The organism is Adlercreutzia sp. CNCM I-6216 (assembly GCF_977113345.1).
In genome coordinates this window covers 172835-186311 of record NZ_CDSBIE010000003.1, presented here as the reverse complement: position 1 = coordinate 186311, position 13477 = coordinate 172835, and the positions used below count along the sequence as shown (strand labels likewise).

Below are 13477 nucleotides of genomic sequence, written 5' to 3'. Positions count from 1 at the left end.
GGGGCCGCCGGGCCAGAAGGAGGGGGGATGCGACTCTCGCGGAGCCGCTTTCTGCTTTAAAGAGACAAAGCAGGCAAGTGATCGGAGGGGGTTGTCTCACTTACTGACGTCAGTATAACAGCCACCCTTGAATTCCCTATGATGCACCCATGGTGAACTTGTGGATTCATAGGCTCATCGTTAAGTAATTCTTCACATTTTAGAAGAAACCTCATCAGCGGTAATACGACGGCGAGCCTGAGCGACGGCACCGTTGATGGAGCGCCATCAGCACCCTACCCCGCGCCGCCGAATGCCGAATCGTACCTATCCCTGACGACGCGCGAACAGCACGTTGTTCGTCTCGAGCCAGCTCTCCACGGTGCCCGTGTCGAAGCCGTCGGCCGGATCCACCACAAGCGCGTACATTTCCTCCTCGGCAAGCACCGCGTCCAGCGCGTCGGTGAGCTGAATCTCGCCGCCCACCCCCGGCTCCACATCGGCCAGCAGTTCCATCACGCGGGGCGAGAGCAGGTAGCGGCCGAACACCGCCAGATTCGACGGCGCATCCTCTAGCGCCGGCTTTTCCACCAGCGAGTCCACCTTCCACACATTCTCGGCCACCGCCTCCCCGGCGATGACGCCGAAGCGGCTCACCTGGTCGTCGGGCACGGGCATGACCGCGATAACGCTGGCCCCGCCATGGGCGTCGGAAACCGCCTTCATAGCCGGCAGCATCTCATTGCCCGGCACGAGCACATCGCCGAGCAGCACGTAGAACGGCTCGTCGCCCGTCTTCTCTGCCGCGCAGCGCACGGCATGTCCCAGCCCCAGCGCCTCCTCCTGATACACGTAGCTGACCGGCAGGTTGCCGACATATTCCACCGCATCGGCATAGGCGTCCTTGCCGCGCTCGCGCAGAAGCGCCACCAGCTCCGGGTTCGGCGTGAAATGGTCCTCAATGGCCTTCTTCTCGCGGCTGTTGACGATCACGACCTCGTCAGCGCCGGAAGCCAGACCCTCTTCCACCACGTACTGGATAGCCGGGCGGTCCACCACCAGCAGCATTTCTTTGGGCTGGGCCTTGGTGGCCGGCAAAAAGCGGGTACCGAGCCCCGCCGCGGGAATGAGTGCCTTCATCGAGCGCCTTTCTCTTCGTTGTTCGCGTGCCGCCCATGATACTACAGATGGCGCGCGCGTCGCCTCTCTCCTTCGCCGAGTTCGCTATACTGTCCCCCATGAGTAAAATGGACGCACATAGCCTCGACCCCATTCCCGACGAGCAATTCCTGGAGACGCACGACGCCGCCGAGGGCAAACCGGCCGGCGTGCGCTTTTTGGCCTTCAACACCGTCATCGACATCGAGGCCTACGGCGAGACGGCAGCATGTCAGGCGGCCTTCGAAGAGGCCCGGGCGCTCTGCCGCCGCTATGAGCGCCTGTTCAGCCGCACGCTTCCCCACTCCGACATCGCGCGCATCAACAGCGCGCACGGCCAGCCCGTGGCCATCGACCCTTTGACCTACGACCTGCTCGAGAGGGCGCTTTCCTACTGCGCGGAAAGCGAGGGCGCCTTCGACATTACCGTAGGCCCGGCGGTGCGCCTGTGGAATTTTCACGAGGGCACGGTGCCCGATGATGGTGCACTCGCCGAGGCGGTGCGCCACGTCGACTGGCACGCGCTCAGATTGTGGAAGACGCCGGCAGTCACAGCGGCCGAGAGCGACGCCGATGCCGCAACCGAGGCGATGCCCGGGTTCGAGACAGTGCCCGAACCCAAGACCTGCTTCGCGCAGCTGGCCGACCCCGATGCCGCCGTGGACGCCGGCGGCATCGCCAAAGGATGGATCGCCGATGCACTCGTGGCGGCCATGGAGGCCCACGGACTCTCGGGCACCATCGTGAACCTCGGCGGCAACGTGGCCGTGAGCGGCACCAAGCCCACAGGCGACCCCTGGCGCGTGGGCATCCGCGATCCGCGCGACCCCTCCCAGCTCATCGGCGCCGTGCCCCTGGTTGTGGGGTCGGCTGTCACGAGTGGCGTCTACGAGCGCTGTTTCACCGCACCCGACGGCACCTTCTACCACCACATCCTCGATCCGCGCACGGGACGCCCCGTCGAAACCGACGTGGCCGGCGTCACCGTCATCTGCGAGAAATCCATCGACGCGGAGGGCTTCTCTACCACCCTGCTCGCCCTCGGCCTTAAGCGCGGCCTCGCCCTCGCCCGCCGCCGACCCGAGATCGAGCAGGCCTTCTTCATCGACGCCCAGGGCACTATCACTCCGGCACGCGGCTAGACCCCGGAGCCAACTCGACATCGGAAACGATCGCCGCGTTCGCCACTGTAGTGTTCGCCGCCGTAGCGTTCGCCGCTGTCATGCTGCATCTTCCACCTCTGCAATGTGGCGCATATTGACGGTTTTGGTGCAGAGTGGGGTCATCCTCGTCTTCGAGCGACCCGCTTTTCCGCTCATTCACGATGCCGATTGTTGATACTCGTGCATTTCCGACCTGTGCAGCATCTCGGCAATGCCGCTGTTGCACCAAAAACGGCTTTTCTGGCCAAATTATGACTGTTTACCTTGCAGACCTCTGCCGCACGCGCTCTGCGCAGTACAATTATTACAGCAGTGAACTATCTAGCGCTCGCCAACTCGGCAACCGCGACAAGTGAGGATTTCCATGACCGAGACGCGCCCCACCCCCGCCAAAGACAAGTTCAACCTGGACTCCACGTACTTCGTGGCCTTCGAGATGGCCCACGAGACGCTGCGCCAGGGGCTGGCGGCCGCGAGCGAGCTGAACATCACCCAATACCGCGTGCTCACGAAGCTCTTGCAGGCCAACGGGGCCATCAGCCAAGGCGAGCTGGGACGGCTTTTGGGCATGAAGCCCAACGTGGTCACCCAGGCAGTGGACGCGCTGGAATCGCGCGGATACGCCACCCGCGCCGCCGGCGAGTCCGACGGCCGCACGCGCCTTCTGGCCATCACCGAGGCGGGGCGAGCCCACATCGCCACGGTGAACGAGTCCCTCGTCGCGAGCCTGTACGCGAACTTCCCCACGGGCAACCCCACCTACCGCACTATCCTGGAGGCCGCCGTGGCCGCCGGCGCCGCCATCGAGCCGCCGCTCAACGCCGAGGTGGCCGATCGCTTCCCCGCCTCGCGCTCGCTCGTGTCGGTGGAGCTCATCCGTGCGGAAACCGAGCGCACCCTGCGCGAGGCCACGGGCGCGTCATTCAACGAGTGCCGCATCGTGCAGCGCCTCGGCGAAACCGACCGCCCCGAGCGCGTCGGCGCTCTGGCCGAGGCGCTCCGCATGTCGCCGGTGAACGCCGCCCGGGCCATCGAGCGACTCGTGCAGCGCGGCTGGGCCCGGCGGCTGAAATCGCCCGCGGACAAGAAGGCCGTCTACGTGGCCCTCACCGACGAGGGCGTTTACCAGGGATTTCTCATCAGCGCCACCGTGAACGAGCTGGCTGCCACCAAGCTGTGGGTGCGCCTGACTCCCGAGCAGAGGGACGCCATCGAGCGCGTGGGCCATGTGGTGGTGGCCGACCTGAACGCCCAGCGCCAAGCAAAGGAGCAGGCCGCCTACGACCTGCTCCAGGAAATCTAGAAGCTACCCACCCACTCGTTTTCAGCCGATGCAAAAGGCCCCGATGCCAGCGACGATGCCGGCAATCGGGGCCTTCTCCTATCTCGGTCGAGACCGCCATCCCGCACAGGAAACGGTCGGCCGCGCCCTACCCTGCAGCGCCGGCCGCCGCTGGTTCCGCGCTCGCCTTCGGCACCGGGGCGCCCTCCTGCCTGCGAATAAGGGCCGCAGAGCCAAAGAGCAGGATCACGTTCACGACCAGGTCGGCCGCCGCCCATCCGCCGAGCGCCGGCAGGCTCACCGCTGCCACGTTCAGGGCCGAGAAGGTGCCCACCGTAAGCACCATGACCACCGCGCCACAAGCCGCGCAGGCCACGATAAGGCCCACCGCCATGGAATGCCCGGCGCGAGCGCGGGCCACGCAAGCGCATACCACCATCGACGCCGCGCCGAGCAGCGTGCCCAGGAAGGCCGCAAAGGCGATAACGCCCAGCACGATGACGGGCAGCCCCGGCAGCTTCGAGCTCATGGAGCCCACCTGCACGGCCGACAGGATGCCGAGCACCACCACGACCAGGCATACGATGGCCACAAGCGCCGTGGCCCAGCCCCACAGAAACGCAGTCGCAGGTCGCGCCCGCCCGTCGCCGCGAGCCGTGAGCGCCGTGTAGAGCACCGCGCCAGCCGTGGACACAACGAGTGCCAGTCCCGCCGCGAACAGGAAGGCCACGAAGGCCGAGCCCGTGAGGATGGAGCAGATCACATCCAGGATGGGCACGCCCGAAGCCGAGATGTAGTCGAAGGCGAGCACGCCGGTGCCGCCGGCCACGGTAAGCCCGATGCGGGCCAGAATCGCTATCACGAGCGCCATGGCGTACAGCGTGAGAAACGGCCGCGCCATTGCTTTCATATCGTTCATAGTCAGCTCCTTCCGAAGCAATCCCACAGGACGTCCTGCGCCCCGCGCGTTCGAGGACGCGCCCTTAGGCCTCGCCCATCTCGTTTTCCACCGCCGAGGTTCCGCAGAGATACCCGCCGCAGAAGGCGAGCCCCACGTCCCCCATGAGCGAACCCAGGATGGGGTCGCCGATGTAGCTGTTCTCGCCGCAGGCGCCGCCCGCGGTGTGCCAGCCGGCGTACAGACCCGGGATGACGCGCCCGTTCACGCTCATCACCTGCATCTGGTCGTTGATGAGCAGTCCCGCCTTCGTGCCGTACAGGTTGCCGCCGATGCGGCAGCCGTAGAAGGGCGGCGTCGTGATAGCGTGCAGCCACTCGGGCGGCATAGGGTACAGAAAGTCATCCTCGCCGCGCTCGCAGGCGTCGTTCCACTTAGCCACGGCCTCGGTGAGCACGCCCTCGGCGAGGCCCAAATCGCGCTCCAACTCCTCCAGGGTGTCGCGGCGCTTCAGCACGTCGGCGTCGATGGCGTCCTGCACGCCGTGGTGCCAGTCGCGGTAGTGCTCGGGCACCTTCTCGATCTGCTCCAGGTCGGGCGTGAGGAGCTTGCGGCAGTGCTCCTGGGCGAAACCGGCCAGGTGGTCCTCGTAGTTCGCGTCGAAGACGATGTAGGAGCGGTGGCCCGGCGGGGTCATCTGGATGGTGGCGAGGTCGCCCAAGGCGTAGATGGCGTTCGCGCCGTCCTCGGCCACGCGGGAGTCCATGTAGCGCAGCCGGTTGCCGCAGCGGTCGATGGTCAGCCACGGCTGGCGCGAGAGCTGGGTCATACCGTCGTAGAGGAACCGCGCCCAGGTGCCGCCCTCGGCCTGCCAGTCGACCCCGCCGTCGAAGGAGGCGGAGCTGTTGAATCCGGACACATCGGCGCCCACGCCCAGCCCCATGCGGAAGCACTCGCCGCGCTCGCCGGCCGTCAGATAGCTGGACGCGCAGCCCATGGCGGCCGTGGGAATGTACTTGTCCAAGAGCGCCTTGTTGTTGCAGAAGCCGCCCGCCGTGAGGATGACGGCGCGGTCGGCGCGGATGTAGCGCTCGGTCTCGTAGTCCTCGTTCACCACGACGCCCACGATGCGGCCGCCGTCGTCCTGCACGAGGGCCACAGCAGGGCTTTGGAAGTGGAAATCGACGCCGTGGGCATAGCCGTAGTTGTACATGGCGTCGGTGGCGTCCTTCATCTTCAGCACGTGGTGGTCCAGCGTCGAGCGCTTCGGGGCCACGTACACCGGAACCTCGCCCAAACGCCAGTGCACACCGCAGTCGGCCATCCAATCCAGCGATTTGCCACCCTCGCAGGCGAGCCGATAGATGAGCTTCGGGTCGGCCGCGTAGTGGTACTCGTCCATGGCCCAATCGGTCAGCGCCTTGGGATCGAAGGGATAGCTCGGGAAGGCGAACTTCTTCTCCTCCTGGCCCGAGTAGCCGCCTAAGATGCCGCACATGCCGGCCTCCTGGGCGTTGCCGCCGGGAAGCCCCATGGCTTCCACGCAGATGACGTCGGCGCCCAGCTGAACCGCGCGGGCCGCCGCGTTCAGGCCACCGCCGCCGGCGCCCACCACGCAGATGTCGCACTCGTAGTCCCAACGAGCAGGCACGGCCCGGGGAGGGATGGGCGTGGCGTCGTCGGCGGGAAACGAGCTGGCGTTGTGCTCGCGGTAGGTGCCGTCGGCGGCGGTGGCGTTGGTGGCGGCGGAAGGCTCGGCGGCCACGGCCGCGGAGCCGTCGGCGGCCCAGTTGCCGCTGCGGGTCTCGGCGGCCGTGGCCGGCTCGACGGCGGCAAGGCCCAGCATGGCAGCCCCGGCGGCGGCCACGGCCGAGCCGGTCAGGAAGTCGCGACGGGAAAGGGCGCCAACGCCCGTGATGTTCTCGGCCATGGCTAGGCCTCCTTTCCGGTTGGGACGCCGGCCCCGTCGGCGCCGCTCGTTGCGGCGGTATCCTCGCTGCTCTGCGCTGCCGCGCCGCCAGTCGTCTCGGCGCCGGCGGCAATCTCCGCCTGGGCGAGCGCGTCGGCCACGGCCTGCTTCACCCCGGCGGTCGTAATGGTGGCCCCGGCGACAGCGTCGATGTCGGCGCCCTGGGCCGCCTCGATCATCTCGGCGTACAGCCCGTCGCGGATGGCCTCGTAGCCGCCGCGGCTCTGGCTCTCCCCTTCCTGGGTCGTCTCCAAGCAGGTGATACGCCCGTCATCCAGAAGCAGCGTCACCGTGATAGCGCCCTCCATGCCGCGCCCGCGCCCGACATACACCCCGTCGGCGTAGGCACCCTCGGCCCGGGCCGCCCCATCGACCGCCACTTCGGCAGCCCAGGGATCGTCGGTGCGCAGGGCCAGCTGCTCCGCCGAGGCGGCGTCCTTCGACCCGGATCCCTCAAAGGACGCCCCGCAACCGGAAAGCCCCAGGGCCAGGGCGGCCGCGCTGCAGGCGATGGCCGTCGTTGTTCGCTTCATGTTCCCTCCTATCATTCGGCTGTGCGTTCCAATTATTTCTTCGTGAAAGTTTTCTTTTTCTTTCTTCAATGAACTTTATTTGGGGAATCTTAGCAGTATTTTCCCCGCTTATCAATGCTTTATTGACTCTTTTACCAATTCCGTCAATTATTACCAACTTGCAAAATTATGGATATTGACTGAAGAGTTCTTCACAGGTATGGTACTGCACAGCATCTATTTGATGCCCTGCGCAGCCGGTGCGAGTGGGTCAGCGAGGCCTCTTGTGCTCCACCCGCGGCGGGCTTCGCGGCAAGGAAGGCACCGATCCTTAAAGGAGGGATCACCATGTTATTCGATGTGTACGGTCCCAACGCGCTCTACCAATGGCTCGGCCTGGCCATGGTGCTCGTCCTGCTCATCCTGCTGAACGAGTTCGCCCGCCGCACCAAGTTCGGCGGATGCTTCATGTTCTTCGGCGTGTGCGGCGCCATGACCGTCTACTGCCTCGCCGTGGAGATCGGCGCGGCGGCCGGCGCCGAATGGGCGCTTGCCAACCCCACCCACACCGACATGAACAGCTGGTTCCACTATGCCAAGGTGTATGCCGCCACCGCCGGCTGCATCGGCTTCATGATGCTCAAGTACTCCTGGGGCAAGATCGGCCGCTCCCACTGGTTCAAGGCCTTCCCCTTCGTCATCGTGGCCATCAACATCCTCATCGCCGTGGTGAGCGACTTCGAGAGCGCGTTTCGCGCTTGGGGCACCACCTGGGTGTCCACCGAAGGCGTCACGCTCTACGGCGGCTGGCACAACGTGTTCAACGGCATCGCCGGCCTGCTTAATATCGCCTGCATGACCGGTTGGTTCGGCATCTACATCTCCAAGAAGCGCCAGGACATGCTGTGGCCCGATATGACCTGGGTGTTCATCATCGCCTACGATCTGTGGAACTTCTGCTACACCTACAACTGCCTGCCCACCCATTCCTGGTACTGCGGCGTGGCCCTGCTGCTGGCGCCGACCATCGCCGGGCTTCTGTGGAACAAGGGCGGCTGGATCCAGAACCGCGCCTTCACCTTGTCCATGTGGTGCATGTTCTGTCAGATGGTGCCGATGTTCGCCAACGACTCCATCTTCGCGGCGAACTCCGTGAACAACCCCAACGTGAACCTCGCGGTGTCCCTCATCGCGCTCCTCGCGAACGTCGCCGCCCTGGCCTACATCATGTACCGTGCCAAGAAGCTCGGCGTGAACCCCTACAAGCAGGAAGTGTTCGTGGGGACCAAGGACTTCCAGAAGGCCATGGAGCGCCGCGCCGACACCGCCTACCTGCTTGAGACCGAGCCCGCGAGCGCCACAGCCGCCGAGATCGCCGAGATGGTGGCCTACAACGAGCTGCCCGCGACCGGCACCCCTGGCTACGTCTACGTCGCCGTGGAGAAGGACGAGCAGTAGTCATTTGGTTGGCTAAGCTGGCATTCGACTAAGTGGCTGGCCAGGGAAACCAGCCTGGCCGCGGACGCTCGAGCAAGCCCATTTCCCAAAACAAGCTCATCCCGCAGAGGGGGGGATCCGCAACGGCGCGGATCCCCCCTCTTCTTTTTCGCGTGAATCCCCCTCCTTTTCATTTTCGCGAAGTGAATGCCAGTTGGGGGCAGAAATGGTCAATGCCCGATTCGGAAAATGCCAGTTGAGGGTAGAAATGGCCGGATAACCGCGATTTCTCGCGCCGCCTTTCGACCATTTCGACCCCCAACTGGCATCTACGGCGCCCTTTTCGCGAATCACCCACGTCAGGACCTCTTCGCGAACCGCCTACAAATGCCGCAAGTTGACACGGTAGCGGCGCAGGCGCTCCTCACCAATGTCGGAGATGACGACGTCGAGAGCCGCAAGGAGCCCCTCGCGCTGCTCGGGCAACCGACCGTGCAACATCACCGGGTTGGACGCCCCCAGCATGGCGAACTCCACGGGAATATCCAGCTGGGCGACCAGCTCCTTCGCCTCCTCATATTTCTCCACCTCGGTCGCCTCATGCCATCGTCCAGCTTCGATCTCTCGGTACAGCGCCGAGCTACGGTATATGGTGAGCATATTCGCACCGATGAGCCAGGGGTTCGTCCGGTTGCAGACATCCGCCGTCGCCCGCGCCCCCGCCAGACCGCGCCCGGCGCCCGAGATACCCACCAGGTAGAAGAATGCGTAGGAGATCCCCGCAGCATCGAGCCGTGCACACTGTTTCGCGATGTCCTCGGCCCCGTAGCCCTTGTCCATGAACGCAAGGGCCTCCTCGTCACCGGTCTCGATGCCGATGGTGAGGCCGTCGAACCCAGCCGCCGCGAGCTCGGCGAGCTCCTCGTCGGTCTTTGCCGCCACATCGGTCACGCGGGAGAAGCACCCGATGCTCTTGCATTGCGGGAAGTAGGCGCGAACAAGCGACGCGATCTTCCGCAAATGCGGCGCCTTCATCCCGAAGGGGTTTGCTCCCGCAAGAAATATCCGACTCGCGCGGGCGCCGGGCAGCTCGAACAGGTGCTCCTCGGTTTTCCGGAGCGGATCGTGATACCACGTCTGCGCCTCCAGGAGATCCGCCTCGATGTCCTCCAAAGGCGAGGGGCGGAATTTGAATGGCAGGTCCTCGTACAACGTGCAGAACTTGCACCGGTGATGCGTGCAGCCCGCCGTCGCCTCGATGATGAGCGAGTCCGCCTCGTAGGGCGGCCGCCAGATCGTTCCCGTGTAATGCATGGCAATCCTTTCTCTCATATTCGACGTCGCTCCCCATCATGCTAAGATCAGTGCTCAATTTGAAGTACTGTCTTTTTCTGGAGTAGAAGCGAGGAGAGCCCATGGCACAAAGACGGGGCGAGGAGGTGGAGCGCTGCAAGTCCGTCTCCACCATCCAGCGCATGATCGGCGGAAAATGGAAGATCGAGATTCTCTTCTATATCGCCCTTAAAGACGTGCGGCATTTCGGGCAGCTCAGGCGCTGCATCGGGAACATATCCGAGTCCACCCTTTCCAAGCAGCTCAGAGAACTGGTGGCCGACGGCTTCCTCACACGCACCGATTTCGGCGAGGTGCCCCCACGGGTGGAATACGCCCTCACCCCGCAAGGCGAAAGCTTCGTGCCCATCCTCCTCGCTCTGAAGCAATGGGGAGAGAAGGAGCTGGGGCTTTAAATGGGCAATCCGAACTGTCCGAACAGCTGGGTCGGCTCCTCTTTAATACCATCCCTGTTTACAGCTTCTAAAAACTTTTGAGAAGCCTACGCGCCAACTTCTCAAAAATTTTTAGAAGTTTGTATCTGGAGAAAGCCATGGACAACATTGCGGCCCTTACGGCGGAGGCATCACAGAAGACCGCTTGGAAGGATCGGCGTTCTCGCCCCAGACGCAAACACTCCTGGAAGGGATGTTCGACCGCCACCTGACGGAGGGTGGCTTCCCCGGCGTGCAGAATCGCCTCAACGAGGACCGTATCGAGACCGACGCCGGTCCCATCGATGTCGTTCCCGCGTGGAAATGGTTCTTGCGATAGGGGCAGATCGCGCCCAGCGCATGCGGGAGTCCGCGTGAGCCAGAACTGATTCAAGTGGGTCAAGGGGACGGTTCTCTTGACCCACGGGGGCAATCGTCGTGTGCGAGCCCAACGACCGCGGCCGGAAGCAAAAGGCGGCCAACCCTATTGGGCGGCCGCCTTGCGGAGGGCTCGGGTACCGCTGGAAGGAAGGAGGAGGAAGGGCGGCTCCGAGGAAGGTTTCGAGCTTTGCTCTGCCACTATAATACGGGAAAGCCCACCTAGGCGTATCACCTAAACGGGCTATATTGCGCTCAGGCCCGCATGTCCCAACCAGGCGGTTCCAGAGCACTCCCCTACAGAAGACGCCGTTTCTCCCGTGCCAATTCGTGGCTCTCGGGCGCTCCCCGCAACAAGGTCAGATCGACGATCTCGCGGAAGAACGAGGTGGCCGACAGCCCTTCAGGCACTTTCTCGTTCAAAGGGGAGATCGCAAGCCGCCCGTCCTCCTCCCAATCGACGAGCATAAGACAGGTTGCATCGTAGGCATCGTCTTCCACGCGCAGCTTCTGAAGCATGGTAATGGCCTTCGAAAAATTCCGCGGTTCATCGACGATGGAGGAGTTCAAAAGGAAGAAAAAGCCGAGCGTGGCAAGCGGATGACGCCCTTTCAGATTCTTCGCATCGCCATAGGCCTCTTCGAAGCGGTTGGCGAGATTTTTGCCAAATGCCGAGCTCATGGTCTTCGTCGAGATGAGGATTTCAGGACCCGTCATCCAAGAGGATAGCCCCACATCGACCTGCTTGCAATAGGTCGACCCGAGCACGTTGGCGTTGGCGCTGGCAAAGCGAGGAAGGACCTCGCAGCATTTTTCCGCCGTTCGCGCATCCAGTGAGCCGATGAAACGCAGGACCGAAGGATCCAAAACCCGCGGCCGCACGAGCCGAGGCCACACCGATTGCGCATCGAAGCCAGCCGCGCGCAGCTCTTCGGCCACCCACATGTCCAAAGCCTTAGCCAAACTGCCGGATTGGGCGCTGCTCCCATCCCGCACCGCCACCGTGAGAAGCTTCTCCAACAGGGGTATTTCCAGAAGTGGCTCGCCGGCATCGGACCAATAGGGCCGACGCACGCTCGAGGTGCCCTGCGCCTCCCAGTGCTCCACGATGGCGTCTTCGAACTTCTGATAGGAATCCATTACCCCACCTTCTTGAACTTAGCACGCTTCTTCCGGCGCAGGCGCATGAGCGTCGCACTTGATTTCATCTGCACGAAGCTCACCTCCTGCAGGGAAGTCCGAGGAATGAGCACGGCGTCCACCAGCGAGATCGCGCCATCGTAGTCGCGCTTCTCCAGAAGCTTTTCCACATAGGGGGCGACGGTCCGAAGATCGTCGGCGCACGAGGCCACCAACACAGGCGAGGGCACCGCCAGCATGCCGGCCTCGCGCGGCTCCAGCTTCAGCATGCCGCCTCCGTAGGCCCTCCCCGTTATCTCCGCGCCGAACATCGTAGCGGAGTTGAGGGAGGCAATGGGGAGAAGCGAACGCGCCGCCTCGCTTATCTCGGGATGGTAGAACAAGCTGTGGCAGGAATTCAGAACCCGCACCTTCGCGTCATTGGCACAGATGCTGGGACCGTAAGCATTCATATAGGTGACAAACGCATCGGGGACTCCCCCAACAGGCACGCGCCACCAGGGACTCCTCACCCGGCATTTGTAGGCATTCTGCACGCCGAGCTCCTCCCCGTAGGCAATGTAGCGCTGCGCCGCCTCAGAAGGATCAGCGCCAGGGCGAAAGAGATAGACCCCTGCACCCCGTTCCGCGGCGGCTCCTTCGTCCTTTTCCGTATACGCCAAGCGACGCAAGTGCCTCGAGCCCGGCGGGCAAAGGCGCAGCACGTCGTCAGAGGCGAACCCCCATTGCTCGAATTCGCTCTGATTCAGAACGAAGAAGCTGTTGTTGCCCGTCACGGCTCCCAGCGACAGAGTGCCCCATTGGGACAAAGAGACGAATTCGCCCGCGCCCGTAAGCCGGCCCAGCGAGGAAAGCGAGTCACTCGAGGCGAAAAGCCCCGACCAGCGCGCGCCTTCCGAAGGGGGCTGGTAGAGCGCTAGCTTGCCCGACGCAAGATCGGCAATATCGTCGCACTGCTGCCAGGTAATAGACGAGCATGACCCTGCCCTCCAGCCATCGGCCAGAAGAAGGACGACCTCTTCTTGCACCTCGGGAAAAACCGGCTCGTCAAATGTTGCCAGACGCACCGACGAAAACGACGCCATGAGGAAGGACCTCAGAGGGGCCGCGTAGTTCACCGTGAGCAATTCGGCGGGAAGAACCAAGCCGAGGCGTCCTCCGGGCTTCAGGAAGGAAACTGAGTGGAGCACGAAGGGCATCCAGAGGGACGAGAGCGAGCTTACGGCAACGCCGTGGCGCTCAGCGATGGCTCCGATGGCATCTTTCTGATCGGACGACAGCGACTGAAACCGCACATAGGGCGGATTGCCGATCACCACGTCGAAAGATGGATCGGGCGCAAGCCGAAGAAAATCAGAGACGACGATATTCGCGGAGCACCCTAAGGCTCCCAGTCGCCCGACGGCCTTCTCGGCACTGGCCTCGTGCACTTCGCAGCCGACGACGTTACGCTCGGCCACGGCAGATTTGCAGCCCAGCGACCGCAGGCAATCAGAGGCGGCGACAAGAAACTCGGCTTCCCCGCAAGCGGGCTCGAGCACGTGATCGTCCGGAAAGCGAATCGCCCATCGAGCCACGAAGCGCGCTAACTCGGGCGGCGTGAAGAAGGCGCCACGGGCCTTGCGCGTCCCCGGAGCGTCCTCTGCCGCACTCAGTGCCGAACCATAGGCCATGGCCTGTCGCCTCCTTTCCTGCACGGCATCTCATTGACTTGCCATTCTAGCGCAAAGAAAAGACCTCGGTGTACCCGAACAAGGACACCGAGGCCTTCTTCATGCTTTCTGGTTCAGTGAAA

12 protein-coding genes are annotated in these 13477 nt (G+C 63.8%); 5 read left to right on the top strand and 7 right to left on the bottom strand.

Translation table 11 applies throughout. The features are described from left to right. Nucleotides 1-306: 306 nt before the first annotated feature. Nucleotides 307-1119, bottom strand: coding sequence for a UTP--glucose-1-phosphate uridylyltransferase (locus ACYVRU_RS04350; RefSeq protein ID WP_022739428.1), 813 nt, complete (start codon nt 1117-1119; stop codon nt 307-309). 107 nt (nt 1120-1226) lie between these two features. Here ACYVRU_RS04350 and ACYVRU_RS04345 point away from each other — a divergent pair, with 107 nt between their 5' ends. Both ACYVRU_RS04345 and ACYVRU_RS04340 read left to right on the top strand, forming a co-directional pair. Beyond that, nucleotides 1227-2279, top strand: a complete 1053-nt coding sequence (locus ACYVRU_RS04345; protein ID WP_461185753.1) for an FAD:protein FMN transferase — start codon at nt 1227-1229, stop codon at nt 2277-2279. A 385-nt stretch (nt 2280-2664) separates the two neighbouring features. Continuing rightward, nucleotides 2665-3603 (top strand): MarR family winged helix-turn-helix transcriptional regulator, encoded by a 939-nt coding sequence (locus ACYVRU_RS04340; protein WP_461185752.1) that lies wholly within the window; start codon nt 2665-2667, stop codon nt 3601-3603. 127 nt (nt 3604-3730) lie between these two features. On the opposite strand, the gene ACYVRU_RS04335 is transcribed toward ACYVRU_RS04340, so the two are convergent. The 3 genes from ACYVRU_RS04335 to ACYVRU_RS04325 all read right to left on the bottom strand — a co-directional run bounded on the left by ACYVRU_RS04335 (nt 3731) and on the right by ACYVRU_RS04325 (nt 6982). Beyond that, nucleotides 3731-4501 (bottom strand): hypothetical protein, encoded by a 771-nt coding sequence (locus tag ACYVRU_RS04335; protein WP_461185751.1) that lies wholly within the window; start codon nt 4499-4501, stop codon nt 3731-3733. 64 nt (nt 4502-4565) lie between these two features. Further along, nucleotides 4566-6410, bottom strand: coding sequence for an FAD-dependent oxidoreductase (locus ACYVRU_RS04330; protein ID WP_461185750.1), 1845 nt, complete (start codon nt 6408-6410; stop codon nt 4566-4568). A gap of 2 nt (nt 6411-6412) precedes the next feature. After that, the gene (locus tag ACYVRU_RS04325) at nt 6413-6982 is read right to left on the bottom strand and encodes an FMN-binding protein (protein ID WP_114540304.1); all 570 of its coding nucleotides are present in this window, start codon (nt 6980-6982) and stop codon (nt 6413-6415) included. A gap of 327 nt (nt 6983-7309) precedes the next feature. On the opposite strand from ACYVRU_RS04325, the gene ACYVRU_RS04320 reads away from it, so the two are divergent. Next, the gene (locus ACYVRU_RS04320) at nt 7310-8419 is read left to right on the top strand and encodes a DUF5692 family protein (RefSeq protein ID WP_461185749.1); all 1110 of its coding nucleotides are present in this window, start codon (nt 7310-7312) and stop codon (nt 8417-8419) included. Nucleotides 8420-8779: 360 nt separating this feature from the next. On the opposite strand, the gene ACYVRU_RS04315 is transcribed toward ACYVRU_RS04320, so the two are convergent. Then, nucleotides 8780-9712, bottom strand: coding sequence for a radical SAM protein (locus ACYVRU_RS04315; RefSeq protein ID WP_461185748.1), 933 nt, complete (start codon nt 9710-9712; stop codon nt 8780-8782). A gap of 101 nt (nt 9713-9813) precedes the next feature. On the opposite strand from ACYVRU_RS04315, the gene ACYVRU_RS04310 reads away from it, so the two are divergent. Beyond that, nucleotides 9814-10146: a winged helix-turn-helix transcriptional regulator gene (locus ACYVRU_RS04310; protein ID WP_302403821.1), complete on the top strand. Its 333-nt coding sequence runs from the start codon at nt 9814-9816 to the stop codon at nt 10144-10146. Nucleotides 10147-10330: 184 nt separating this feature from the next. Further along, nucleotides 10331-10504 carry a hypothetical protein gene (locus tag ACYVRU_RS04305; RefSeq protein ID WP_157012951.1) on the top strand — a complete coding sequence of 58 codons (174 nt, stop codon included), beginning with the start codon at nt 10331-10333 and terminating at the stop codon, nt 10502-10504. A gap of 335 nt (nt 10505-10839) precedes the next feature. Here ACYVRU_RS04305 and ACYVRU_RS04300 read toward each other — a convergent pair whose 3' ends face one another. Further along, the gene (locus tag ACYVRU_RS04300; RefSeq protein ID WP_451917939.1) at nt 10840-11682 is read right to left on the bottom strand and encodes a hypothetical protein; all 843 of its coding nucleotides are present in this window, start codon (nt 11680-11682) and stop codon (nt 10840-10842) included. Next, complete coding sequence (locus tag ACYVRU_RS04295) at nt 11682-13355, bottom strand: HsdM family class I SAM-dependent methyltransferase (RefSeq protein WP_173113929.1); 1674 nt, start codon at nt 13353-13355, stop codon at nt 11682-11684. The genes ACYVRU_RS04300 and ACYVRU_RS04295 overlap by 1 nt, the downstream gene beginning before the upstream one ends. Nucleotides 13356-13477 lie beyond the last annotated feature (122 nt).